Annotated in this window: 18 protein-coding genes, 2 pseudogenes and 1 riboswitch; of the genes and pseudogenes, 6 read left to right on the top strand and 14 right to left on the bottom strand. The window is 70.0% G+C overall.

Annotated elements, in window-relative coordinates; genetic code table 11:
- Positions 1 to 84 precede the first annotated feature (84 nt).
- The 4 genes from AC5677_RS28990 to AC5677_RS28975 all read right to left on the bottom strand — a co-directional run bounded on the left by AC5677_RS28990 (position 85) and on the right by AC5677_RS28975 (position 4962).
- Positions 85 to 771: a GntR family transcriptional regulator gene (locus AC5677_RS28990; protein WP_497190844.1), complete on the bottom strand. Its 687-nt coding sequence runs from the start codon at positions 769 to 771 to the stop codon at positions 85 to 87.
- A gap of 221 nt (positions 772 to 992) precedes the next feature.
- The gene (locus tag AC5677_RS28985) at positions 993 to 1793 is read right to left on the bottom strand and encodes a M23 family metallopeptidase (protein WP_497190843.1); all 801 of its coding nucleotides are present in this window, start codon (positions 1791 to 1793) and stop codon (positions 993 to 995) included.
- A 12-nt stretch (positions 1794 to 1805) separates the two neighbouring features.
- Positions 1806 to 1962: riboswitch (cyclic di-AMP (ydaO/yuaA leader) on the bottom strand.
- A 241-nt stretch (positions 1963 to 2203) separates the two neighbouring features.
- Positions 2204 to 3571 (bottom strand): M16 family metallopeptidase, encoded by a 1368-nt coding sequence (locus AC5677_RS28980; RefSeq protein WP_497196794.1) that lies wholly within the window; start codon positions 3569 to 3571, stop codon positions 2204 to 2206.
- Positions 3572 to 3609: 38 nt separating this feature from the next.
- The gene (locus tag AC5677_RS28975; protein ID WP_497196793.1) at positions 3610 to 4962 is read right to left on the bottom strand and encodes a M16 family metallopeptidase; all 1353 of its coding nucleotides are present in this window, start codon (positions 4960 to 4962) and stop codon (positions 3610 to 3612) included.
- Positions 4963 to 5326: 364 nt separating this feature from the next.
- Here AC5677_RS28975 and AC5677_RS28970 point away from each other — a divergent pair, with 364 nt between their 5' ends.
- Complete coding sequence (locus AC5677_RS28970) at positions 5327 to 7774, top strand: DNA gyrase/topoisomerase IV subunit A (RefSeq protein WP_497190842.1); 2448 nt, start codon at positions 5327 to 5329, stop codon at positions 7772 to 7774.
- A gap of 177 nt (positions 7775 to 7951) precedes the next feature.
- Here the strand turns inward: AC5677_RS28970 and AC5677_RS28965 are convergent, their stop codons facing one another.
- Both AC5677_RS28965 and AC5677_RS28960 read right to left on the bottom strand, forming a co-directional pair.
- Positions 7952 to 9055 (bottom strand): CobW family GTP-binding protein, encoded by a 1104-nt coding sequence (locus AC5677_RS28965; protein WP_497190841.1) that lies wholly within the window; start codon positions 9053 to 9055, stop codon positions 7952 to 7954.
- 203 nt (positions 9056 to 9258) lie between these two features.
- Positions 9259 to 9518: pseudogene (locus AC5677_RS28960) on the bottom strand (citrate/2-methylcitrate synthase); the annotation flags it as partial.
- A gap of 8 nt (positions 9519 to 9526) precedes the next feature.
- Here AC5677_RS28960 and AC5677_RS28955 point away from each other — a divergent pair.
- The 4 genes and pseudogenes from AC5677_RS28955 to AC5677_RS28940 all read left to right on the top strand — a co-directional run.
- Positions 9527 to 9709: pseudogene (locus tag AC5677_RS28955) on the top strand (citrate synthase); the annotation flags it as partial.
- A 59-nt stretch (positions 9710 to 9768) separates the two neighbouring features.
- A complete protein-coding gene (locus AC5677_RS28950) occupies positions 9769 to 10779 on the top strand; it encodes a ferredoxin family protein (protein WP_497190840.1) in 1011 nt (336 codons plus the stop codon).
- 727 nt (positions 10780 to 11506) lie between these two features.
- On the top strand, positions 11507 to 13186 hold the full coding sequence (locus AC5677_RS28945; RefSeq protein WP_497196792.1) for a sensor histidine kinase: 1680 nt from the start codon (positions 11507 to 11509) through the stop codon (positions 13184 to 13186).
- Positions 13183 to 13857: a DUF7342 family protein gene (locus AC5677_RS28940; RefSeq protein ID WP_497190839.1), complete on the top strand. Its 675-nt coding sequence runs from the start codon at positions 13183 to 13185 to the stop codon at positions 13855 to 13857. Before AC5677_RS28945 ends, AC5677_RS28940 begins: the two co-directional genes overlap by 4 nt.
- 80 nt (positions 13858 to 13937) lie before the next feature.
- Here the strand turns inward: AC5677_RS28940 and AC5677_RS28935 are convergent, their stop codons facing one another.
- The 6 genes from AC5677_RS28935 to AC5677_RS28910 all read right to left on the bottom strand — a co-directional run bounded on the left by AC5677_RS28935 (position 13938) and on the right by AC5677_RS28910 (position 20812).
- Positions 13938 to 15542 (bottom strand): monocarboxylic acid transporter, encoded by a 1605-nt coding sequence (locus tag AC5677_RS28935; RefSeq protein ID WP_497190838.1) that lies wholly within the window; start codon positions 15540 to 15542, stop codon positions 13938 to 13940.
- The gene (locus tag AC5677_RS28930) at positions 15539 to 16057 is read right to left on the bottom strand and encodes a DUF485 domain-containing protein (RefSeq protein WP_497190837.1); all 519 of its coding nucleotides are present in this window, start codon (positions 16055 to 16057) and stop codon (positions 15539 to 15541) included. Before AC5677_RS28930 ends, AC5677_RS28935 begins: the two co-directional genes overlap by 4 nt.
- Before the next feature lie 104 nt (positions 16058 to 16161).
- The gene (locus AC5677_RS28925) at positions 16162 to 16836 is read right to left on the bottom strand and encodes a response regulator transcription factor (RefSeq protein WP_497190836.1); all 675 of its coding nucleotides are present in this window, start codon (positions 16834 to 16836) and stop codon (positions 16162 to 16164) included.
- Positions 16833 to 17999 (bottom strand): sensor histidine kinase, encoded by a 1167-nt coding sequence (locus tag AC5677_RS28920; RefSeq protein ID WP_497190835.1) that lies wholly within the window; start codon positions 17997 to 17999, stop codon positions 16833 to 16835. Before AC5677_RS28920 ends, AC5677_RS28925 begins: the two co-directional genes overlap by 4 nt.
- Positions 18000 to 18043: 44 nt before the next feature.
- A complete protein-coding gene (locus AC5677_RS28915) occupies positions 18044 to 18532 on the bottom strand; it encodes a DUF1453 domain-containing protein (protein WP_497190834.1) in 489 nt (162 codons plus the stop codon).
- A 159-nt stretch (positions 18533 to 18691) separates the two neighbouring features.
- Positions 18692 to 20812 carry a DNA gyrase/topoisomerase IV subunit B gene (locus AC5677_RS28910; RefSeq protein WP_497190833.1) on the bottom strand — a complete coding sequence of 707 codons (2121 nt, stop codon included), beginning with the start codon at positions 20810 to 20812 and terminating at the stop codon, positions 18692 to 18694.
- A gap of 445 nt (positions 20813 to 21257) precedes the next feature.
- Between AC5677_RS28910 and AC5677_RS28905 the strand changes: the two genes are divergently transcribed.
- Positions 21258 to 21488, top strand: coding sequence for a DUF7455 domain-containing protein (locus AC5677_RS28905; protein WP_043266503.1), 231 nt, complete (start codon positions 21258 to 21260; stop codon positions 21486 to 21488).
- Between the two features lie 137 nt (positions 21489 to 21625).
- On the opposite strand, the gene AC5677_RS28900 is transcribed toward AC5677_RS28905, so the two are convergent.
- Together AC5677_RS28900 and AC5677_RS28895 are read right to left on the bottom strand one after the other, a co-directional pair.
- Positions 21626 to 22432, bottom strand: a complete 807-nt coding sequence (locus AC5677_RS28900) for a S1 family peptidase (RefSeq protein WP_497190832.1) — start codon at positions 22430 to 22432, stop codon at positions 21626 to 21628.
- A 137-nt stretch (positions 22433 to 22569) separates the two neighbouring features.
- Entirely contained in the window at positions 22570 to 24117 is a 1548-nt protein-coding gene (locus AC5677_RS28895) for an RNA polymerase sigma factor (protein ID WP_497190831.1), read from the bottom strand.
- Positions 24118 to 24321 lie beyond the last annotated feature (204 nt).

Here is a 24321-nt window from a genome sequence, read left to right as displayed (position 1 = left end):
CCGGCGTCGCGAATTACAGACACCATGGCCGCATTGAGCGCCCCGGCGGCGAATTCCGCACCCCCTTTGTATACAGACCGAATGTTAATGACGGGCACGCGCCGTGTTGACGGGCTGTTTCGCATCCCTCACCGCGGCCGCGGTGGGGCGCAGCCGGTACACCGGGAGGGAGCGTTCGATATGAGCCGCCATCAGGGCGCGGGCCCGCTCCGCGTCTCCCCTGGCCACCGCGTCCAGCACCGCGCCGTGTTCCTCCCACGAGTCGGTGGCCCGCGCGGACAGCTCCACGGCGTACATCCACTCGATCTTGCGCCGTAGCTGGGTGAGCAGCGCCGTCAGACTGGGGCTGCCCACCGCCTGGGCGAGCGTCTCGTGGAACCAGCCGTCCAGTTGGCGCACGTCCGCGGGGTGACCGTGCCGGGCCCGCTCGCGGCCGAGCCGTACGAGACCGCGCAGCACCTTCAGATGGGCGGGGCTGCGGCGGACGGCGGCACGGGCGGCGCCCAGCGGCTCCAACAGGGCGCGGATGTCCAGCAGATCGGCCGCCTCTTGTTCGGTGGGCTCGGCGACGCAGGCGCCCGCATGATGGCGGGTGGTGACAAAGCCCTCGGACTCCAGGGTGCGCAGCGCCTCGCGGACCGGGACTCTGGAGACTCCGTATCGGGCCGCGAGAATTTCTTCGATCAGCCGGCTCCCCGGTGCGAGCGCACCGGAGACAATGTCATCGCGAATCGCCGTGCACACCGCATGCGCGGAAAGATGGCCTCGCATCGTCGTGCCTCCGCCGTAATTCCCGGGAAACGCCGCCGATCGGCGGGTTTTCCGTGACTCTATTCGACCGGGACGAGTTTTCCGACGGGCTCCGGGAATTCAGGGATATTTTTTGGCCAGGCGCCGGACTCCGGGGGACGGCGACGACCGGCGGCCGCCGTCCGCCGGACACACGGAAGCCCCGGCCGGTCGGCCGGGGCTTCAGCGGAACACGCGGGACGTCAGACGTCGACGCCGTGCGAGCGCAGATACGCGATCGGGTCGATGTCCGAACCGTAGTCGGGGCCCGTGCGGGCCTCGAAGTGGAGGTGCGGCCCGGTGACGTTGCCGGTGGCACCGGAGAGGCCTATCTGCTGGCCGGGGGTGACGGTCTGGCCGACCGCGACCCCGATGGACGACAGGTGGCCGTACTGGGTGTACGTCCCGTCGTGCATCTTGATCACGATGTTGTTGCCGTACGAGCCGCCCCAGCCGGCCTCCACGACGGTGCCCCGGCCCACGGCGTGGACGGAGGTGCCGGTGGCGGCGTGGAAGTCGATGCCCGTGTGGCTGCCGGAGGACCACAGGCTGCTGGAGGCCTTGTAGCCGGTGGAGATGTAGGAGCCCGCTATCGGGGCGACGAAGGCGTTGAGCCGCTTGCGCTCGGCCTCGCGGGCCGCGCGCTCCTTGGCCTCACGCTCCGCCTTGGCCTTCTTCTTGGCGGCCTCGGCGAGCCGCTGGGCCTCGTCGGCCGCCCGCTTCGCCACGGCCTCGGCCCTCGCCTGCACGGCGGCGACCTCGGCGGCCGTCTGCTGCGAGTCGGCCTGGGCCTCGACGCGGCTGGCGAGCTCGTCGCCCATCACGACAGCCTGCTGCAGGCCGGTGTCCGCGGCGTGCGTCCCACTGGAGGCGGCCAGCGCCGGCGAGGCGACGGAGGCGACGACACCGGTGGCCGCGAGGGTGGCCGCGCCGGCGAACTTGCGGGTCGTACGGGCCGTGCGGCTGGCACGACGATGCTTCCCGGTGGCACGGGTGAACGCCATCTGCTGGCTTGTCCTTTCCTTCCTTCTCGCCTACCGGGTTAGCTGACGGGTTCGGAGCAGGAAGGTCTCCTACGGACCCCTCCGGAGAGAGACCCGATTCACCCCAAGGGACATGTGGGTCCCCGGCTCCCCTGGCTCGCGCCGTACGGGGACTCGGCGATGACTGTCCGGTGCCACTGTTGTGGCGGACCTGTGACGAACAGTCGGACCGACGCTAATCGGGACATCTTTCAATCGGCAAACAGAACTGGCCCTTTGTGCCGTACGCCACAAGGACACCGGGCAACCAGACGCACCATTCCGGACATACGACGGCTCCCGTGGCGGACGTGCACCACGGGAGCCGTTGTATCGATGGATGGCCGGGCCCTTCCCCGGCCGGTCCCTGACCGGCAGTCAGACGGCGGGGCTCAGCCGCTGACGACCGTCACCTTGCCGATGCCCAGTTCCCTGACGGGCTCCGTGATCTGCGCGGCGTCACCCACCAGGATTGTCACCAGGCGGTCCACGGGGAAGGCGCTGACGGCCGCCGCGGTCGCCTCGACCGTCCCGGTCTCGGCGAGCCGGGCGTACAGCTGCGCCTGGAAGTCGTCCGGGAGGTGCTGCTCCACCTGGTCGGCGAGGGTGCCCGCGACGGCGGCCGCGGTCTCGTACTTCAGCGGCGCGACCCCGACGAGGTTCTGCACGGCGACGTCCCGCTCGGCGTCCGTCAGCCCCTCCGCCGCCAGGGTGCGCAGCACCTGCCACAGATCCTGCAGCGCCGGCCCGGTGGAGGCGGTGTCCACCGACCCGCTGATGGCCAGCATCGCGGCGCCGCTTCCGTCCGCGGCGGAGCGCAGCACCTGACCGAAGGCGCGCACCCCGTAGGTGTAGCCCTTCTCCTCGCGCAGCACCCGGTCCAGCCGGGAGGTGAGCGTGCCGCCCAGGCAGTACGTGCCGAGGACCTGCGCGGGCCAGACGCGGTCGTGCCGGTCGGCGCCGATACGGCCGATCAGCAGCTGCGTCTGGACGGCTCCGGGGCGGTCGACGATGACCACACGGCCGGTGTCGTCGGCGGTGATCGGCGAGGGCTTCAGCGGCTCGGAGGTGGAGCCCTGCCAGGCGCCCAACGTGTCGGCGAGCGCCGCGTCCAGGTCGACGCCGGTCAGGTCACCGACGATGACGGCGGTGGCCGTGGCGGGCCGCACATGGGTCGTGTAGAAGGCGCGGACGGCCGCGGCGTCGATGCGCTCGACGGTCTCCTCGGTGCCCTGGCGGGGCCGCGACATCCGGGACGTGGCCGGGAACAGCTCCTTGGACAGCGCCACCGCGGCCCGTCGCGCCGGGTTGGCGAGCTCGTGCGGGATCTCGTCGAGGCGGTTGCGTACCAGCCGCTCGATCTCGCTCTCCGCGAAGGCGGGGGCGCGCAGCGCGTCGGCGAGCAGGCCCAGCGCGCGGTGCAGCCGGGACACCGGTACCTCGAGGGAGACCCGCAGGCCGGGGTGGTCGGCGTGCGCATCCAGGGTGGCGCCGCAGCGCTCCAGCTCGGCGGCGAACTCCTCGGCGTCGTGCTTGTCCGTGCCCTCGGACAGGGCGCGCGACATGATCGTGGCGACACCGTCCAGGCCCTCGGGCTCGGCCTCCAGAGGGGCGACGAGGTTGATCTCGACGGCAACGACCTGCTGGCCGGGGCGGTGGCTGGTCAGGAGGGTGATCCCGTTGGCCAGTTGGGAGCGCTCGGGGGCCGGGAAGGCCCACGGCTTGGGCGCGCCGCCCTTGGGCTGGGGGTGGAAGTCCATGGTGGTCACGGCGGAATCTGCGCGGGTGGTGGAGTCGCTCACCGGTCCGCCTCCTCCTTCTCGGTGTCGGCGGCCGGATCGGCCGGGGCGGTCGGCTCCGTGGGCTCGTACACGAGCACCGCGCGGTTGTCGGGGCGCAGCCGGGCCTTGGCGACCGCCTGCACCTCCTCGGGGGTGATGTCCAGGACGCGCCGGACGGCGGTCAGCGCGAGCTGCGGGTCCCCGAACAGGACGGCGAAGCGGCACAGTTCGTCGGCGCGGCCGCTGACCGTGGCCAGACGGTCCAGCCATTCGCGCTCCAACTGGGCCTGCGCGCGCTCCATCTCCTCGGGGCTCGGCCCCTCTTCGGCGAAGCGGGCCAGCTCCTCGTCGACGGCGCGCTCGATGGCGGGGACCTCCACGCCGCCCGACGTCTTCACGTCCAGCCAGCCCAGCGAGGGCGCCCCGGCCAGCCGCAGCAGCCCGAAACCGGCGGCGACGGCGGTGCGGTCGCGGCGCACCAGGCGGTTGTAGAGCCGGGAGGACTCGCCGCCGCCCAGGACGGTCAGGGCGAGATCCGCGGCGTCCGCCTCACGCGTGCCGTCGTGCGGCAGCCGGTAGGCCGCCATCAGGGCGCGGGAGGGCACCTCCTCCTCGACCACCTCGCGCAGCTCGCTGCCGATGATCTCGGGCAGCGAACCGTCGCGCGGCGGGCGCTTGCCGTCGTGCGAGGGGATCGAGCCGAAGTACTTCTCCACCCAGGCCAGCGTCTGCTCGGTGTCGATGTCTCCGACGATCGACAGCACGGCGTTGTTGGGCGCGTAGTACGTACGGAAGAACTCCCGCGCGTCCTCCAGAGAGGCCGCGTCCAGATCGGCCATCGACCCGATGGGGGTGTGGTGGTACGGGTGGCCCTCCGGGTACGCCATGGCCGTCAGCTTCTCGAAGGCCGTGCCGTAGGGGACGTTGTCGTAGCGCTGGCGGCGCTCGTTCTTGACGACGTCGCGCTGGTTCTCCATGGACTCGTCGTCGAGCGCGGTCAGCAGCGAGCCCATGCGGTCCGCCTCCAGCCAGAGCGCGAGCTCCAGCTCATGGGCGGGCATGGTCTCGAAGTAGTTGGTGCGCTCGAAGCTCGTGGTGCCGTTCAGCGATCCGCCGGCGCCCTGGACGAGCTCGAAGTGGCCATTGCCCTTCACCTGTGCGGAACCCTGGAACATGAGGTGCTCGAAGAGGTGAGCCAGGCCCGTACGGCCCTTGACCTCGTGGCGGGAGCCGACGTCGTACCAGAGGCACACCGCTGCGACCGGGGTCAGGTGGTCTTCGGAGAGCACCACGCGCAGGCCGTTGGGCAGCCGGTGCTCGGTCGCTGTCAGGCCGCCGGAGCCGGCTTGTTCTGTGGCCGTGTGACCCATGGGCATGTACGTCCCTTCGATCCGCTTGCGAGGAAGTCCTGTCACTGTATGCAACCGCGCCGACATCTGGCGAAGTTCCCGGACGAGCGGACCCGTACGGAGGGCCCGCGCGACGGCCCCGAGCCGCCGAAAGGGGAGTCGCGGTCGGCGTTGTCAGTGGGGCGGTCCACAATGGTCCGCGTCAGACTCAGGCAGACTCACGGGTTGATCCGCCGGCTGATCGGTCCGACGTCTGACCGATCCGCCGGCCGACCGGCCCGCCAACGGGGCGACCGGCACTTCCGGTCGGCCCGGCAGTGTTGACCGACCCGAGCATGTTGATCCCACATCGGCAGTAGACGCAGCAGAAGGAGCCGCAGCCGCGATGGCCCGCCGCAGCACGAAGACCCCGCCGCCGGACGACTTCGAGGAGAGGATCCTCGACATCGACGTCGTCGACGAGATGCAGGGTTCCTTCCTTGAGTACGCGTATTCGGTCATCTACTCCCGCGCCCTGCCGGACGCCCGCGACGGCCTCAAGCCCGTGCACCGCCGCATTCTGTACCAGATGAACGAGATGGGCCTGCGGCCCGAACGCTCGTACGTCAAGTGCGCCCGGGTCGTCGGCGAGGTGATGGGTAAGCTCCACCCCCACGGCGACGCGTCCATCTACGACGCGCTGGTGCGCATGGCGCAGCCGTTCTCGATGCGGCTGCCGCTGGTCGACGGCCACGGCAACTTCGGCTCGCTGGGCAATGACGACCCGCCGGCCGCGATGCGTTACACCGAGTGCCGGATGGCCTCGGCGACGTCCCTGATGACGGAGTCCATCGATGAGGACACCGTCGACTTCGCGCCGAACTACGACGGCCAGGAACAAGAGCCGGTCGCCCTCCCCGCCGCATACCCGAACCTCCTGGTCAACGGCGCGTCCGGCATCGCCGTCGGGATGGCGACGAACATGCCACCGCACAACCTCGGCGAGGTGATCGCCGCGGCCCGCCATCTGATCAAGCATCCGAACGCCGATCTCGACACCCTGATGCGCTTCGTTCCGGGGCCCGATCTGCCCACCGGTGGCCGGATCGTGGGCCTGGGCGGCGTACGGGACGCGTACGAGAAGGGCCGCGGCACCTTCAAGATCCGCGCCACGGTCGCGATCGAGACCGTCACGGCCCGGCGCAAGGGCCTGGTCGTCACCGAACTCCCCTTCACCGTCGGTCCCGAGAAGGTCATCTCCAAGATCAAGGACCTGGTCGGCTCGAAGAAGCTGCAGGGCATCGCGGACGTGAAGGACCTCACGGACCGCGAGCACGGCCTGCGGTTGGTGATCGAGGTCAAGAACGGCTTCAACCCCGAGGCCGTCCTGGAGCAGCTCTACAAGCTCACGCCGATGGAGGAGTCCTTCGGCATCAACAACGTCGCGCTGGTGGACGGCCAGCCGCTGACGCTGGGCCTCAAGGAGCTGCTGGAGGTCTATGTCGACCACCGCTTCAACGTGGTGCGCCGGCGCAGCGAGTTCCGGCGCAGCAAGCGGCGCGACCGGCTCCACCTGGTCGAGGGCCTGCTGACGGCGCTGGTGGACATCGACGAGGTCATCCGCCTCATCCGCTCCAGCGAGAACAGCGCGCAGGCCAAGGAGCGGCTGATCGAACGCTTCTCCCTGAGCGACATCCAGACGCAGTACATCCTCGACACCCCGCTGCGCCGGCTGACCAAGTTCGACCGCATCGAGCTGGAGTCGGAGCGCGACCGGCTCCAGGAGGAGATCGAGAAGCTGACGCGGATCCTCGAGTCGGACGCCGAGCTGCGCAAGCTGGTCTCCGGCGAGCTGGCCACGGTCGCCAAGAAGTACGGCACCGACCGGCGCACGGTCCTGCTGGAGTCGGCGGGGCCCGCGGTCGGCGCGGTGCCGCTGCAGGTGTCCGACGACCCGTGCCGGGTGCTGCTGTCCTCGACGGGGCTGCTGGCGCGTACGGCGACCGGGGAGGTGCCGTACGACGCGGAGGCCAAGCGGGTCAAGCACGACACGATCGTCTCGGCGGTGCCGGCCACGACCCGCGGCGAGGTCGGCGCGGTGACATCCAGCGGGCGGCTGCTGCGCATTCCCGTGATCGATCTGCCGCAGCTCCCGGACACCGCGGCGGCGCCCAGCCTCTCCGGTGGCGCGCAGCTCTCGGAGTTCCTGACCCTCGAGGACGGCGAGGATCTGATCTGCCTGATCACGCTGGACGAGTCCTCGCCCGGCCTGGCGCTCGGCACGGAACAGGGGGTCGTCAAGCGCGTGGTGCCCGACTATCCGTCCAACAAGGACGAGTTGGAGGTCATCACCCTCAAGGACGGCGACCGCATCGTGGGCGCGGCGGAGCTGCGTACCGGTGACGAGGACCTGGTCTTCATCACCAGCGAGGCGCAGCTGCTGCGCTATCCGGCATCACAGGTACGGCCTCAGGGGCGGCCCGCGGGCGGTATGGCGGGCGTCAAGCTGGGCGAGGGCGCGAAGGTGATCGCGTTCGCCCCGGTCGATCCGGCGTCCGAGGCCATGGTGTTCACGGTCGCCAGCTCGCACGGCACCCTGGACGATTCGGTGGCCACGGCCAAGCTCACACCATTCGATCAGTATCCGCGCAAGGGCCGGGCGACCGGTGGTGTGCGCTGCCAGCGGTTCCTCAAGGGGGAGGACTGCCTGACCATGGCGTGGGTCGGAGCCGCGCCGGTACGGGCTGCGGACGCCAAGGGCGCGCCGGTGGAGCTGCCGGAGGTGGACCCGCGCCGGGACGGCTCGGGCGTCCCGCTGGCGAAGCCGGTGGCGGCGCTGGCGGGGCCCGTGTAGGCGGGGCAGTGGAGGCGGCGGAGCGTCGCTGAGCCGAACCGGCCGGTCCTTGGGGGCCGACCGGTTCGGTTTTTTTGGGGGGTGCCGCGTCTTGTGGGGGGCGGTCGAGGGCCGTTCAGATGGCGGTGGGGCCGACGGGGATACGGGGGTCCGCGGTCGGCGGTTCCTGACGGGTGGCTACTCCTCGCGGGAAGCCACGTAGCGGAGGACGCCCCACATGCTGTGCTCCGAGGTTTCCTCCGGAGCGTCGTCGCGGCACATCGTCAGCTCTTTCCGCAGAGCCGCCGCGTCGACTCCGCTGCCGATCAGGACGAGTTGGGTGCTGCGCTCTTCGTCACGCCCCCAAGGCGAAGGGTAGAAGCGCAGAAAGTCACCCACGGCGTGCATGCTGAACTTCTGCCGGCTGCCCGGGACGTCGAAGTGGACGAAGCCCTTGATGCGGTAGAGGCCGGGGGGCCTGCTGTCGAGAAAATCCATAAGTCGACGCGGATGCATCGGCGCTGACGAGGTGAACTCCACGCTCTGGTAGGCGGCGTGGAGGTGAGCGCAGAGTTCACCGGGACCGTGGTCATGGCCTTGATGCTCGTCGGACGGGTGGCTTGGGCCGGTGGCGGCATCCACACCGTTCTCCCGAAGCAGATCCTCGAAGGACAGCTGCCTGACCGCCGCGTCGAGGTCCTCGCCCGCGCCCCGGTCGAAGAACAGCTCCGGGTCGATGCGCCCGTAAGCCGTGGCGACCACGGGCCGGCCTGGCGCGAGATCCCCCAGCGTGTCCATGAGCTCCTGACGCGCCGCGTCCCCGATCCGGTCCGCTTTGTTGAGCACCACAAGATCGGCGATGCCCACATGCCGGTCGAGTTCGGGATGCCGGGTACGGGTGTCCGCGAACTCTGCGGCGTCGATGACCTCCACCAGGCCGCCGTAGACGATGTGGTCGTTCTCACTGGCGAGGATCATCCGGATGAGTTCCTCGGGCTCGGCCAGCCCGCTGGCCTCGATGACGATGACGTCGATACGAGCGGCGGGGCGGGCCAGCCGCTCCAGGTAGGCGTCGAGTTCGCTGGTGTCGACCGCGCAGCAGAGACAGCCGTTGCCCAGCGAGACCATCGAGTCCACCTGTCCAGCCACGGTCATCGCATCGATCTCGATGCTGCCGAAGTCATTGACGATGGCACCGATGCGGGTTCCGGCGCCGGCGCCGAGCAGGTGGTTGAGGAGGGTGGTCTTGCCCGACCCGAGGAAGCCCGCGAGGACGACGACCGGGATCTGTTGCATGGCCACGGTGGGACGCCTCCATGGTGCGGGTGGCGGGCCGCGCGGGACGGCGGCGGACGAGCTGTCGATCGTAACGGACCCCTACCGACGCGCCCCCGGCCAGCGGCCTCACCGCCGGCGGCGGCCGGGCTGCCGTGGCATCCGGCTGCCGGTCGCACGCCGGAGGCCTGTTGTTCCGTTCCCTCCCCCGCCGGCTGCCCGCCAGCGTGTCAGGGCGTGGCGTCGGGCAGCGGGGGGGGGCGGGGCGGGCCGGTGTACCGGGCCGCGGGCCGGATGATCTTCGGGTCCTCGGCCTGCTTCAGGTGTTGGCGCTCCAGTCGACGGCACGGGCCGCGTAGAAGGTAGGAGTGAACATCTCGTGGGGCAGCCCGCACAGCTCGATGACGACGCCGGCATAGAGCTCCACATTGGTGTGCAGCTCACGGCCCGGTTTGAGCTCGGCCGGCAGCGCCTCGACGCTCGGCGCTACCGCGCAGCCTTGCACTGGCCGTGCTGACGGCCTCGGCGGGCATGCTCGCCGAGGCGGGTGAAACGGTTTTCGCCACCGCCCGTACGGCCGGCTGGAGCGCACACGCAGTGGAGGAGTGCGACGAACGCCCGCTGCGCATGCGCCCCAGCGGGCAGTACAGCGACCCCCGTCCCTCGCAGCCCGTGCCCTGACAGAGGGGGACACCGGCCGGTGAAGACTCACCACAACGGATCAGGTTAGGCTTACCTTCGTGAGCATCTGCGCTACCGCTTCCCGCGAAACGGCCGAACCCGTCGCCGGGACCGCGGCGACCGCCCGCACATGGCTGCTCATCGAGCAGACCGGCCCTTGGGGCGCCAATGCGCTGACGGACAGCCACCTCGATCCGCACCTCGGCAGGGCGCTGGAGGCCGCGACAGACGGTACGGACGTACGCGTCGCTCTGATCCGTCGGCCCGGACGGCATGCCGACTGCCACGGAGCGCCCCGGCGCCGACTGTTCGTCGCGCACACCGCGCCAGGTCGGTCCTGGATTCGCACCACCACCATCAGCGACCCTTGGGCCGCCCTCGGGCTGGACTTTGCGGCGCTGGGCGCCGGGGATCACCGAGGCCTCTGGGAGCCGTACACCGGTGATCCTTTGGTCCTCGTCTGCACCAACGGCAAGCGGGACCGTTGCTGCGCGGTTCTCGGTCGGCCTCTGGCCGCCGAGCTTGCCGCCGGTGGAACCGAGACCTGGGAGGTCACCCACATCGGAGGCCACCGCTTCTCCCCCACGCTCTTCGTCCTCCCGTACGGCTACGCCTACGGCCGGGCGTCGGCTCACCTCGTCAAGGACGCCGTGGAGGCGGCGCGCAATGGACGGATCACGTTCGACCACTGCCGCGGCCGCTCCGCGTGGGGCCGGCCGGCGCAGGCCGCTGACCTCGCGGTTCGCGAGCTGATCCGGGAGGAGCGGGCGGACGCACTCGACGTCGTACGGACCGACACGGTGAGGCCCGAACCGGGGCGGCCCGACGACCGGGCGCCTGCGGGTGGGCCGCTCACGGGAGGCACTGCTGCCTGGTCCGTTTTTCTCGCGCACACCGACGGCCGCGCCTGGCGCGTTGCGGTTGAACAGCGGACCGACGGTGCTCCGGCGCCCGCTAGTTGTGGTGCGCCGCTCGGTCCACCTGCGCGTATGGCCGTCACCTCCATCACGGCCGTCTCGAGCCTCGCCCCTGCGCCGCGTCACGTCTCGCTCGCCCTTCCGGTCCCCTGACGCCGTCCGCCGCTCCCGCTTCCCTGTTTCCGAGCGGCGCCTGCAGCAGCATTCCTCTGCGGGTCGCCCTGCGCTGTCCTGTGCCCCACCGCGCCTCAGCACCAGCCCCAAAGCCACTCCGAACGTGACCGCCAAGGCCAGACCGCCCAGCACCGGTCTCACCACTTCCGGCATGGTGACGGGGCGCCGTGCACCCTTTGACGCCGTGCTTCGCCGCTCTCCGCGCCAATCCCGCATCGACCACATGGCCGCTCCCCTCCACGTATTCCGCACGCCCCGCCTGCGCCTTGCGCCCCCTCGGACCCGCTGCAACCACCGGCGGCACGAATCCCCTGCGGCTTCACGTTGCGAGGCTAAGCGCACACAATCCGCAACCGAAAGGCCTGTGGATAACTCCGCGCAGCGGGCCGCCAGGGCGGCCGGGAGCACGTGAGAGTCGTTCTCCGACCACCCTCCGCATCCAGCCCGGCAGGGATTACCGGCCCTGTCCCCTCCGCGCTTACTGTTCGTTCATATGGGCGAGAAGGACGAACCGGCCTCCCGCCCGAGCGCCGCACGGCCCTCGGGCCACGCGCCGCGCGCCGATGCCGCTACGAGGGTGCCGGGCAACGCTGATCGACGCGGCAGCAAGCAGTGGGCCGCGAAAGGCACGTCCCCGGTCGGCCCGCCGCGCACCACCAGGCCGCGCCTGGGCTGGCCACGCCGCGTCTTCTCCCAGGTATTGCTGATGCAGCTGGCCATCGCCGGCGGCGTCACCGCGCTCGCGACCGGTCTGTTCCTCGCCCCGCTCAGCGCCGAACTCGACGATCAGGCGATGCGCCGCGCGCTCGCCATCGCCCAGACCACCGCCGCCGAGCCTCGCCTCGACGATGCCCTGAAGTCCTCCCGGCCGACGCAGCACGGTCCTGTCCAGAACGAGGCCGAACGGATTCGCGCCGCTACTGGCGCCGAATACGTTGTGATCATGGACCAGCATGGGGTGCGCTGGTCCCACACCGACCCGGACGAGATCGGCCATCACGTCTCGACCGACCCGAGCATCGTGCTCGCCGGCAAGCAGGTCATGCAGATCGACGAGGGCACCCTCGGTCGTTCCGCTCGCGGCAAGGTCCCGCTGCGCGACGAGACCGGCAAGGTCATCGGAGCCGTATCGGTCGGTATCTCATACGAGAGCGTGCAGGAGCGGCTGCTCTCCACCGTGCCCGAACTGCTCGCCTACGCGGGCGGAGCCCTTGCTGCGGGCGCGCTCGCCGCCTATCTCGTTGCTCGCCGCCTGCAGCGTCGTACCCACGACCTGGCCTTCTCTGACATCTCCGCACTGCTCACGGAACGTGAGGCGATGCTGCACGGCATCCGTGAGGGGTTCCTCGCGCTGGACAAGGACGGCCGGATCCGCCTCATGAATGACGAGGCGCAGCGCCTCCTCGACCTGAATGCTGCGGACATCGGCCGCCCCTTGGACGAGAGCCTGCCGCCGGGCCGTACGACCGACGTCCTTACAGGCCGGGTCTCTGGTGCCGATCTGCTCGCCGTCAGCGGGCAGCGTGTCCTGGTGGCGAATCGCATGCCCACCGATGACGGGGGCGCCGTGGTGACCTTGCGTGACCGCACCGAACTGGAGCGGCTGGGCCGAGAACTGGATGGCACCCGCGGTCTGATCGATGCTCTCCGCGCCCAGGATCACGAGCACGCCAACCGGCTGCACACACTCCTCGGACTGCTCGAACTCGGTCTGTACGAGGAGGCCGTGGAATTCGTGACGGAGGCCGTGGGCGTGCACCGGGCGACCGCGGAGCAGGTCACCGAGCGGATTCGCGATCCGCTGCTGGCTGCCCTCCTGGTGGGCAAGGCCACCGTTGCCACCGAGCGCGGCGCGTCGTTGCGCCTCTCCCCCACCACGTTTCTCCCCGACGGTCTGGTCGACCCGCACGGCCTGGTCACCGTCCTGGGCAACCTCGTCGACAACGCCCTGGACGCCACGGCGGGCCGGCGGGACGCGCGGGTGGAGGTGGAGATCCGCACGGACGGCCGGGCCGCCGTCATCCAGGTTTGCGACAACGGACCTGGCGTGCCCGAGGCCCGTCGCGCGGAGATCTTCACCGAGGGCTGGACGACCAAGGAGCCACCGGCGCATGGGCAGCGTGGCATCGGCCTGGCGCTCGTACGCCGCCTCGCCGAGCGCTATGGCGGTGGCGTCGCGGTCGGCGAACGCGCCGGAGGTGGCGCGGTGTTCACGGTGACAGTCCCCGATGCTCTGTCCGAAGAGTTTCCAGAGTCGACGCATGAAGCATCGGGTCATGAAAGGCGTACGGACGACGCTGCCTGCGGGAGGGCCGGCAGCTCCCAAGACGCTCAGCGCCCAATGGGCTCCGCTGATGCGACGGACGCCACGGGAGCCGGCCGATGATCGACGTGTTGGTCGTGGACGACGACATACGGGTTGCGGAGATCAATGCCGCGTATGTCGCCAAGATCGCGGGCTTCCGCGTCAGCTGCCTGGCGCACTCCGCCGCGGAGGCGCTGGCCGCCCTCGACACCCACCCCGTTGACTTGATCCTCCTGGACCACTACCTCCCCGATGAGACGGGGCTCCAACTGGTGGCCAATCTGCGGCGGCGAGGTCTGCTCACCGACGTGATCATGGTGACGGCGGCCCGTGACATCGCGACCGTGCAGGCCGCCATGCGCCACGGCGCGCTGCAGTACCTGGTCAAGCCGTTCACCTTCGCGGGCCTGCGCTCCAAGCTGGAGGGATACGCGGCGCTGCACCGTACCTTCGAGAGCGGCGGCCAGGCGGAACAGTCCGAGGTCGACCGGATCTTCGGTGCCCTGGGGGCCGCCGGTGCAGGCAGCACCGAGCTGCCCAAGGGCCATTCCACCGCCACCGCCGACCGTGTGCGCTCGGTGCTGCGCTCCGCGGACGCCCCACTGTCCGCGCAGGACGTCGCCTTCCAGGCGGGACTGAGCCGCCAGACCGCCCAGCGCTACCTCAAGCTCCTGGAACGCACCGGCCGGGTCCGTCTCACCCTCAGGTACGGCGAGACCGGCCGCCCCGAGCACCGTTACGAGTGGGTCTAGGGAACGGCACACGGAGTACGAGCCCGTGTCACCGTACGGCGCAGGCCGGCCGCAAGTGACCCTGACCCAGCCGGCAAGCCCTAGACGGCCCCAGCCCCGGTGAGAGCCCGGACCTCCGTCTCCGCGTGACGGGCTTCGTCGGCTGCCTCCGGGGAAAGCGCTGTTCCCAGCCAGCCCATGAGGAAGCCGAGCGGGATCGATACGACACCCGGGTTCTCCAGTGGGAAGCAGGCGAAGTCCAGTCCGGGGAAGAGCGACTCCGGAGTGCCGGAGACCACCGGTGACAGGACCACCAGGGCCAGTGCCGGGATCAGGCCGCCATAGACCGACCAGACGGCGCCACGGGTGGTGAACCTGTGCCAGAAGAGGGTGTACAGGAGAACGGGCAGGTTGGCCGATGCGGCGACGGCGAACGCCAGGCCGACCAGGAAGGCGATGTTCAGGTCCTGGGCGAGGAGCGCGAGGCCGATCGCCACGGCTCCGACGCCCACCGCCGCGATACGCGCCACGGCCACCTCGCTCCGCCGACCGCCCCGCGTCGCGTTTCGCGAGCGCCGTAGCGAGGCGTACAGGTCGTGGGCGACGGAGGCGGACGAGGCGAGGGTGACGCCGGCGACCACGGCCAGGATCGTGGCGAAGGCGACGGCGACCACGACCGCGAAGAGAACCGTTCCGCCAGTCGAACCGGCGCCGCCGCCCAGTTGCAGGGCGAGCAGCGGAACGGCGGTGTTGCCGGCCTTGTTGGACGCGCGGACGGCGTCGCTGCCGAGTACCGCGGCGGCGCCGAACCCCAGCACGATGGTCATCAGGTAGAAGCCGCCGATCAGGCCGATGGACCAGACGGCGGAACGGCGGGCGGAGCGGGCCGTGGGGACGGTGTAGAAGCGGGCCAGGATGTGCGGCAGCCCTGCGGTACCGAGGACAAGCGCGAGGCCGAGGCTGATGAAGTCGAGCCGCGATGTCCAGTCGTCGCCGTACTTGAGTCCCGGTGCGAGGAACTGACCTCCGTGCCCGCTGCGTTCGGCGGCGGTGTTCAGCAGCCCGTTGATGTCACCGTGAAAGCGGGCCACCACCAGAACGGTCAGTGCGACGGTACCTCCAAGGAGGAGCACGGCTTTGACGATCTGGATCCATGTCGTCGCCCGCATGCCCCCGAAGGCCACGTAGACGACCATCAGCGCGCCGACGCCGATCACCATCCAGGTACGCGCCTGTGCGCCCGCCCCGTCGAGGAGCAGCGCCACGAGGCTGCCGGCGCCGACCATCTGGGCCACGAGGTACAGCACGGAGACGGTGACGGAGGCGGCACCGGACGCGATACGGACAGGGCGTTCACGCATCCGCGCGGCGACCACGTCGGCGAGGGTGAACCTGCCGCAGTTGCGGACCAGTTCGGCTACCAGGAAGAGAACGACGAGCCAGGCGACAAGGAAGCCGACGCAGTACAGCAGGCCGTCGTAGCCGAAGAGGGCGATCAGTCCCGAGACGCCGAGGAAGGACGCGGCGGACATGTAGTCACCCGCGATGGCGAAACCGTTCTCCATGGGCGAGAAAAGCCTGCCGCCGGCGTAGAACTCCTCGGCGGAGCCGTGCCTGCGGCGGCTCGCCCATGTGGTGATCGCCAGTGTGACGGCGATGAACGCGCTGAACAGGGCCAGCGCCAGGGTCTGGTGGTCGCCGGTCAACGCGCGTTCCTTCCGGTCAGGTCCTGGGTCTCCCAGCGGATGTCGAGCGCCGCGCGGTCCCGGCGCAGCCTGGCGTGCCGTGCGTAGGCCCAGGTGAGCAGGAAGGTCGTGGCGAACTGTCCGAGTCCGGCGAGCATCGCGACGTTGAGCGCGCCGGCAACGCGGTGCGCCATCAGGCCCGGTGCGACGGTGGCCGTGATCACGTAGGCGAGGTACCACGCCAGGAAGAGGGCCGTGGCGGGGACGACGAAGCGCCGGTAGCGGCGTCGTACCTCCTGGAAGGCGCCGCTTCGCTGCACCGCCAGGTAGACCTCGTCGTGGGCCGCGGACCGCGGCTCCGGTACCGGCGCGGGTGTTCGTACACGGTCCGGCGGAATACGGTCCGGCGCACGCCGTTCGTCCGTCGGGCCGTCGTCCCACCCGCCCCGTCCGCCGGCGTGCGCGTCGTACCGGGGGTCGTGGTCGCACCGTACGTCGCCGGGCTCACCGGCCGCTCTGCCGTCCTGCTTGTCCACCGAACACTCCTTGTTGCACGGGCCTGTAGACCGTGGTGACCAAGGATGGACAGAAAGGAAGATCCGGGACTCTTCATTCCGAATGCTTCACTGAATCAGGTGGGTCATCCGGGCGGCTGTGCGAGGCCGTGGCGGTAGGCGTAGTGGATGGCCTGGGCGCGGTCCCGCAGCCCCGCCTTGGCGAAGAGGTTGTTGATGTGGGTCTTCACGGTCGCGGTGGAGACGTGGAGCGTGCGGGCGATCTCCGGGTTCGACTGCCCCTCTGCGACAAGACGCAGCACCTCCGTCTCGCGGGCGGTCAGCCCGTCCGGGGGCGCCTCCGCAGGCTGCGGCCGGGGGCGCGCGGGCTCCGCGAGGCGTTCCAGGAGGCGGCGCTGGATCTTCGGTGACAGCCCGGCTTCGCCGGAGAGCACGTCGTCGATGGCGCGGACGATCTCGTCGCCGTCCGCGTCCTTGGTCAGATAGCCGCGGGCGCCGGCCTGGAGGGCGGGGAAGAGCGAGTCGTCGTCGGCGTAGGTGGTGAGCACCACGACCTGGGTGCCCGGGTGGTCCGTACGGATGCGGCGGGTCGCCTCGACGCCGTCGCAGCGCGGCATCCGCAGGTCCATCAGGACGACGTCGGGGGCGAGTTCGGCAACCATGCGGACCGCCTCCTCGCCGTCCGCGGCGGATCCGACGACCTCGATGCCCGGCAGCAGCCCCAGCAGCATGACGATGCCCTCGCGCACCACCGTCTGGTCGTCGGCGACCACCACCCGCGCGTCCGTGCGTGCCGTCATGCCGGCACCCTCAACCGCACCACGAAGCCTTCCTCCTCGGGACCGGACTCCAGTGTTCCGCCGAGGAGTTCGGCGCGCTCCCGCATCCCGAGCAGACCGTACCCGGCGCCGCTGCGCGCGAGCTCGGCGGGCGCGCCGCTGCCGCCCGAGTCGCGTACCTCGAGCCCCACGTCGCCGTCCGCGTATTCCAGCCGCACGCTCACCCGGGCGCCCGGCGCATGCTTGCGTACGTTCGTCAGCGCCTCCTGCGCCACTCGCCGGAGCGCGAGCCCCGCTTCCGCCGGTACGGTGCGCCGCTCGCCCGTGATGTCGAGCCGCGCGCCCTCAGCGGCCGCCAGACGGCGCAGGAAGTCCTCGATGGGGATCATGTCCCCGCGCAGGGCCGAAAGCGCCTCACGGGTCCCGTCAAGCCCTTCTCGGGCCATTCCCCGGCAGGCGACCACCCGCTCCAGGATCTGATCACGGTCGGCCTCGAGGTCGGTGCTGCGCTGGATCAGCTGCCGCGCCGCCTCCAAGTGCACCAGCTGAGCGCTGAGGCTGTGGGCGAGGACGTCGTGGATCTCGCGGGCGATCCGGCCGCGTTCGGCCAGCGCGGCCGTCTCGGCTTCGGCCGTGCGGGCCGCGCGTTCCTGGGTCAGCAGCCGCTGGGCGTTGCCGCGCGCCTCGGCATCCAGCCGTACGACGTAGCCCGCCAGTGCGAGGCCCGCGGTGGTCGCGGTGGTCGTCAGCCAGTTGTCGGTGGTCATCACGGCGAACGCGGCGAGGGCGGCGGCCGAGCACGGCAGGGCGGCGCTCAGCGGCAGCCGCTGCATGGCCGTGATGGCGCACGCGCACCACAGCACGACGGCGGCCGTCCGCGCCCCGGCGAAGTCGAACCCGAAGGCCGCGGCCGCCAGCAGGAAGAGCAGGCCGACGGACGGCCACAGGCGCCGTGCCAGGGTCGTACGGAAGAAGCCGCGGAACGCCAGCACGGTGATGGCCGTCCCCGCGAACGCCGCCGCCAGACCCCAGCCGCTGAAGGCACCGCCCGCCAGGGTGGTCCAGAGCAGACCGGCCATCACCAGGACACGGATCGCCCGTCCGACCCACAGGCGGGCGGCGCCGAGGCCCTCACGGGAGAGCGACTCCCGTAGGGGCCAGCTCGTCCAGGGGTTCGGCGGCACGTACGGTCCTTCGGGGTGTCCGGTGATTCCGGGCGCGCAGAGCATCAGCCCGCGACAGGGACACGGTACGTCCGCCTGGCGGCCTGGGCCCGCCAGGCGAGGACGCCGGCCCGGGACAGCAGCATCGCGGCAACGGAGAGGGTGATCGCAGGGCTGCCCTGGTGGACACCCATCAGCAGGCCCACCCCCACGGCCGCCATCCGGACCGCCATCCCGCACAGCCACACGCCGGCCGCCGCCCAGCCGCCCTTGCTCCACACCTCGCCGTCCGGGCCGGTCCAGATCCGGGTGGTCCAGGCCCAGCCGGCGCCGCTCGCCAGTGCTATCAGGAGCTCCACGCCGAGCAGGGCGGCGGAGGCCGTGCCGTGGGCGGGATCCAGGAGTCCGCGCTCCCGGCAGGCCACGACCGCCAGGACGGCGGGGATCAGCCACCACTTCTTGTCCGCCGAGGTGATGCGCTGCGCCGTGAACTGCCGGACGAATACGAGCACGACAACCGCGGTGATCACGACGATGGTGAGCACGCCGCTCATGGCCTGGGCCTCCATAGGACAGGGAACTGATGACGCTCCCGACGCTACGGAGACGGTGTTGCCGGCCGGATCGGAGCAGGGGTGGGCGGCGGGTGGAAATCGCGACGGGCGCCTCTCCACCCGGGGGTGGAGAGGCGCCCGTCAGGGATCGCGGCAGGCTCAGGTGTCGATGCGCGAACGGTCGAGGGTGGAGGCGGAGTTGGTGATGAACTCCTTACGGGGGGCGACTTCGTTGCCCATCAGGAGGTCGAAGGTCTTCTCCGCCGCTTCGAGATCGCTGATGTTGATCCGGCGCAGGGTGCGGTGGCGCGGGTCCATCGTCGTCTCGGCGAGCTGGTTCGCATCCATCTCACCCAGGCCCTTGTAGCGCTGGATGCTGTCCTTGTAGCGGACGTTCTTGCGCTGGAGCTCGAGCAGCGTCTGGCGCAGCTCGTTGTCCGAGTAGGTGTAGATGTACTTGTCCTGGCCCTTCTTGGGGTTGCTCAGTTCGACGCGGTGCAGCGGCGGGACGGCGGAGAAGACCCGGCCCTGTTCGACCATCGGCCGCATGTAGCGCTGGAAGAGGGTCAGCAGCAGGGTGCGGATGTGCGCGCCGTCGACATCCGCGTCGGCAAGGAAGATGACCTTGCCGTAGCGGGCGGTGTCGATGTCGAAGGTGCGGCCGGATCCGGCCCCTATGACCTGGATGATGGAGCCGCACTCGGCGTTCTTGAGCATGTCCGAGACCGACGCCTTCTGGACATTGAGGATCTTGCCGCGGATCGGCAGCAGCGCCTGGAACTCGGAATTGCGCGCCAGCTTCGCGGTGCCCAGTGCCGAGTCACCCTCGACGATGAACAGTTCGCTGCGGTCGACGTCGTCGCTGCGGCAGTCGGCGAGCTTGGCCGGCAGAGAGGAGGTCTCCAGCGCCGTCTTCCGGCGCTGGGCCTCCTTGTGCTGACGCGCGGCGATACGGGTACGGGCCGCGGCGACGATCTTCTCCATGACGGAGCGTGCCTGCTGCTTGTCGTCCCGCTTGGTGGAGGTCAGGAACGACTTGAGTTCCCGGCTCACCACCTGGGCGACGATCCGTGAGGCGGCGGAGGTGCCGAGCACCTCCTTGGTCTGGCCCTCGAACTGCGGCTCGGCGAGCCGTACGGTCACCACCGCCGTGAGGCCTTCCATGGCGTCGTCCTTGACGACGTCGTCCTCGGCGACCCGCAGCAGCTTCTGCGTCCGCAGCACCTCGTTGACGGTCTTGGTGACCGAGCGCTCGAAGCCGGAGACGTGGGTGCCGCCCTTGGGCGTGGCGATGATGTTGACGAACGACCTGACCATGGAGTCGTAGCCGGTGCCCCAGCGCAGCGCGATGTCGACGCCCAGTTCCCGCGTGACTTCGGTCGGTGTCATATGGCCGCGGTCGTCCAGAACCGGCACGGTCTCCTTGAAGGTGCCCTGGCCGGTCAGGCGCAGGACGTCGCAGACGGCCTTGTCCTGGGCGAGGTACTCGCAGAATTCGCTGATGCCGCCGTCGTAGCGGAAGGTCTCCTCCGTCTTGCCGGCACCGTCGATTCCGCGTTCGTCGCGGACGATGAGGGTCAGGCCGGGCACCAGGAAGGCCGTCTGGCGGGCGCGGGCGTGCAGCGTCTCCAGGGAGAGCCGGGCGTCCTTGAGGAAGATCTGCCGGTCGGCCCAGTAGCGCACCCGGGTGCCCGTCTTGGCCTTGGCGACGCGCTTGCCCTTGATCAGGCCGTTGCCGGGGTCGAAGGGGGCGTCCGGGCCGGATTCGGTGAAGACTCCGGGGACGCCGCGGCGGAAGCTGATGGAGTGCGTCTTGCTGTTGCGGTCCACCTCGACGTCGAGCCGCGCGGAGAGCGCGTTGACGACCGAGGCGCCGACGCCGTGCAGGCCGCCGGAGGCCGCGTACGAGCCGCCGCCGAACTTTCCGCCGGCGTGCAGCTTGGTCATCACGACCTCGACGCCGCTCAGCCCGGTCTTGGGCTCGACGTCCACGGGGATGCCGCGGCCGTTGTCACGGACCTCCACCGACCCGTCGTCGTGGAGGATCACCTCGATGTGGTCGCAGTAGCCGCCCAGCGCCTCGTCGACGGAGTTGTCGATGATTTCCCACAGGCAGTGCATCAGGCCGCGACTGTCCGTCGAGCCGATGTACATGCCAGGGCGCTTGCGGACGGCCTCCAGACCCTCGAGGACGAGCAGATGCCGCGCGGTGTAGTTGGATCCGTCCCGGTCTGCCCCGGTCAGCACTGCGGTGGACGGCACGGACATCTCGGCGGTCACGCGGTTCGCTCCTCGCTGAATTTCTGGCAGTCCGCATTCCGCGGACTCGGTTGTGGCGGTGTCGCCGGTGAGAGGGTACCGAGGCCTGGTAGAGCCGATGTGACGCCACCCGTAAGCACGTCCATGCTAGTCGATCTTCGCTCAAACGTTCGATCCCTCGATAGTATGACGTCCGAGTGACGTGCACATCACGTTCCCTTCCAGGCATGAACCATTTAGGCTCCGGGCACGTCCTCATCAACAACCGGCAAGCCAGCCGGGAGGGCAGACCACAACAACCAACGTGATGCAGACCACTACGCAATACGGCTCATTCGCCGCCACCCGGCAGCACCCGGCCACCTCGAAGAAGTTTTTTCGAGGAAAAGGCACAAGCGGGAACGTTTTCGGCCTGGTTGGATGTTGACCCTGGTACGACAGCTCGTCGAGCTAGAGAAGAGGCGACGTGACTACTGTTCTGACACCCGCGAGCCCGCTGACGGCCGCTGACCGCTGCGACCGCTGCGGCGCCCAGGCATACCTGCGCGTCGTCCTGATGTCCGGCGGCGAACTGCTCTTCTGCGCCCACCACGGTCGCAAGTTCGAGCCAGAACTCAAGAAGATCGCCGCGGAAATACAGGACGAGACGGAGCGGCTGACCGCCTCTCCAACGTCCGCGTCCGATGAGGAACGCTGACACTTCGCATCCACGACGAGCGAACAGCGGCCTGAGGCCGTGCGGCGGGCGGTCCCCCCGGCACCACCGGGGAGACCGCCCGCTCTCGTACGCTCCGTCGCGCCCGCTGCTCCGCACCGCCTCACCCGGCATTCCACTCACCCGGCACCGTGCCCGGACACCGCCGGCAGGAGTGCCGAGGCCCGCGTGTAGACACCGGGGCTGCCGGCCTTGCCGCAGCCCGTCCCCCACGACACCAGCCCCACCAGGCGCCCCTGCACCACCAGCGGCCCGCCGCTGTCCCCCTGGCAGGCATCACGCCCGCCTCCGGGCTCACCCGCACACAGCATGGATTCGGGCTTGTACGTGCCGTCGGCATTGCCGGGGTACGCCTTGGCGCAGACCGCATCGTTGAGCACATTCACCGCGGCCGACCGCAGCCGCGACGCGTAGCTGCCCTCGCCGGTCATGTCTCCCCAGCCGTAAACGGTGGCCACGTTGCCTGCCTGGTAGGCGGCATCCCCTTGGCGCGCTATGGGAATCGGCCGGTTGCTGATGGGCTTCGGCAGCGTGAGAACGGCCATGTCGCCTTCATTGGTCCAGCTGTCGTATCCCGGGTTCACCCAGACCTTCGCCGGCTTGAGTTCATGCCCGCCACCCTGGGTGAGGTTGTCGCGTCCGATGACGATCCGCAGATCGGTCACCTGCTGCCAGGGCACGCCCAGCACCTCCCTGCTCAGACAGTGCGCGGCGGTCACCACCGTCGAGCTGCCGACCAGGACACCGCCGCAGAACTGTCCGGAGCGCGCGGCGCCGAACCGGGCATGGGAGGCGAGGGCGACCGCCCATGGGCTCTGGGAAAGGCGTACCGGCGTACCGCCGACCACGGAATCGTCCGCGGTCGCGGCCGTCGGCAGGGCAAAGACCAGCGCGAGAGCTCCGAAAGCAGCGTGGGACGGACGCATACGGACTCCTGACTCTGGGGACAGTGGTCGCCCACCCAGAGTGACCCAAACGGAGGTCCCCCGCACCCGGACGGCGGCGAGCCCGGCCCCTCCAGGAAGGAGGAACCGGGCTCGCGGGACGGTCCGTGCCCGTTCGGCTAGTCGAGGTAGTCGCGCAGCACCTGGGAGCGCGACGGGTGACGCAGCTTGGACATGGTCTTGGACTCGATCTGGCGGATCCGCTCACGCGTGACGCCGTAGACCTTGCCGATCTCGTCCAGCGTCTTGGGCTGGCCGTCGGTGAGGCCGAAGCGCATGGAGACCACGCCGGCCTCGCGCTCGGAGAGGGTGTCCAGCACCGAGTGCAGCTGCTCCTGCAGAAGCGTGAAGCTGACCGCGTCGGCCGGGACGACCGCCTCGGAGTCCTCGATGAGGTCACCGAACTCGCTGTCGCCGTCCTCGCCGAGCGGGGTGTGCAGCGAAATCGGCTCGCGGCCGTACTTCTGGACCTCGATGACCTTCTCGGGGGTCATGTCGAGTTCCTTGGCCAGCTCCTCCGGGGTGGGCTCGCGGCCCAGGTCCTGGAGCATCTGGCGCTGGACGCGCGCGAGCTTGTTGATGACCTCGACCATGTGGACGGGGATACGGATGGTGCGGGCCTGATCGGCCATGGCGCGGGTGATGGCCTGGCGGATCCACCACGTCGCGTAGGTCGAGAACTTGTAGCCCTTGGTGTAGTCGAACTTCTCGACCGCACGGATCAGGCCGAGGTTGCCCTCCTGGATCAGGTCCAGGAAGAGCATGCCGCGACCGGTGTAGCGCTTGGCCAGGGAGACGACCAGTCGGAGGTTGGCCTCCAGGAGGTGGTTCTTGGCCCGGCGGCCGTCCTCGGCGATGATCTCCAGCTCGCGCTTGAGCTTGGGTGCGAGCTTGTCGGAATTCGCCAGCTTGTCCTCGGCGAACAGACCCGCCTCGATGCGCTTGGCGAGCTCGACCTCCTGCTCGGCGTTGAGGAGCGGGACCTTGCCGATCTGCTTGAGGTAGTCCTTGACCGGGTCGGCGGTGGCGCCGGCCGCGGCGACCTGCTGCGCGGGGGCGTCGTCCTCGTCGTCGTCGGACAGGACGAAGCCGGCGTTCTCGGCGCCCTCGGGGGCGTCGGCCGCCTCGCCCTTGCCGGGCACCGGGGTCTCCTCGGTGGCCTCGTCGTCGAGCAGCTCGTCGACGTCCTTCTTGGCCGCCATCTTCTTGGCAGTGGTCTTCTTGGCGGTCGCCTTCTTGGCAACCGTCTTCTTGGCTGCGGTCTTCTTCGCCGCTGCCTTCTTGGCAGGCGCGGACTCGGTCTCACCGGACGGGTCCGCCATCGGGGCGGTGGCCGCGGTGGTGGCCTTCTTCACCGTGGCGGTCTTGGCCGCGACGGTCTTGGTGGCGGTGCGCTTTGCCGGGCTCTTCGCTGCGACGCTCTTGCGGGTGCGCTTGGGCGCCTCTGCGGCACTGACCATCAGCGTCACACCCTCCTCGTCGAGGATTTGGTTGAGGCTGCGCAGAACGTTCTTCCACTGGGTTGGCGGAATCTGGTCAGCCTCGAAGGCCCGACGCACGTCATCGCCGGCGATCTGCCCATCAGCCTTTCCCCGCTCGATGAGCGCCATCACAGACTCGGACTCGGCGATCTCCGGCGGGAGCGTACGGGATGTGCTGGCCGACACGAACAACCTCTCGGAACGATGGAAACGGCTTCCGACCCCGTCCACTGTGGATCGGAGCCGACGACCGCCGGTAGGGGATGGACCGACGGCGCGGGGGCAGCCGGGGAGTTGAACAGCGTCACGAACGCCGTCCGTATTCCCTCCTCGGCCATCACCTCTTAAGTCATCGCGCTTCCCCGGAGAGCGTTACGCCCAATCCGCGTG

This window comes from Streptomyces sp. JLSY215 (assembly GCF_059682825.1).
This window is presented reverse-complemented; position numbering and strand designations above follow the sequence as displayed.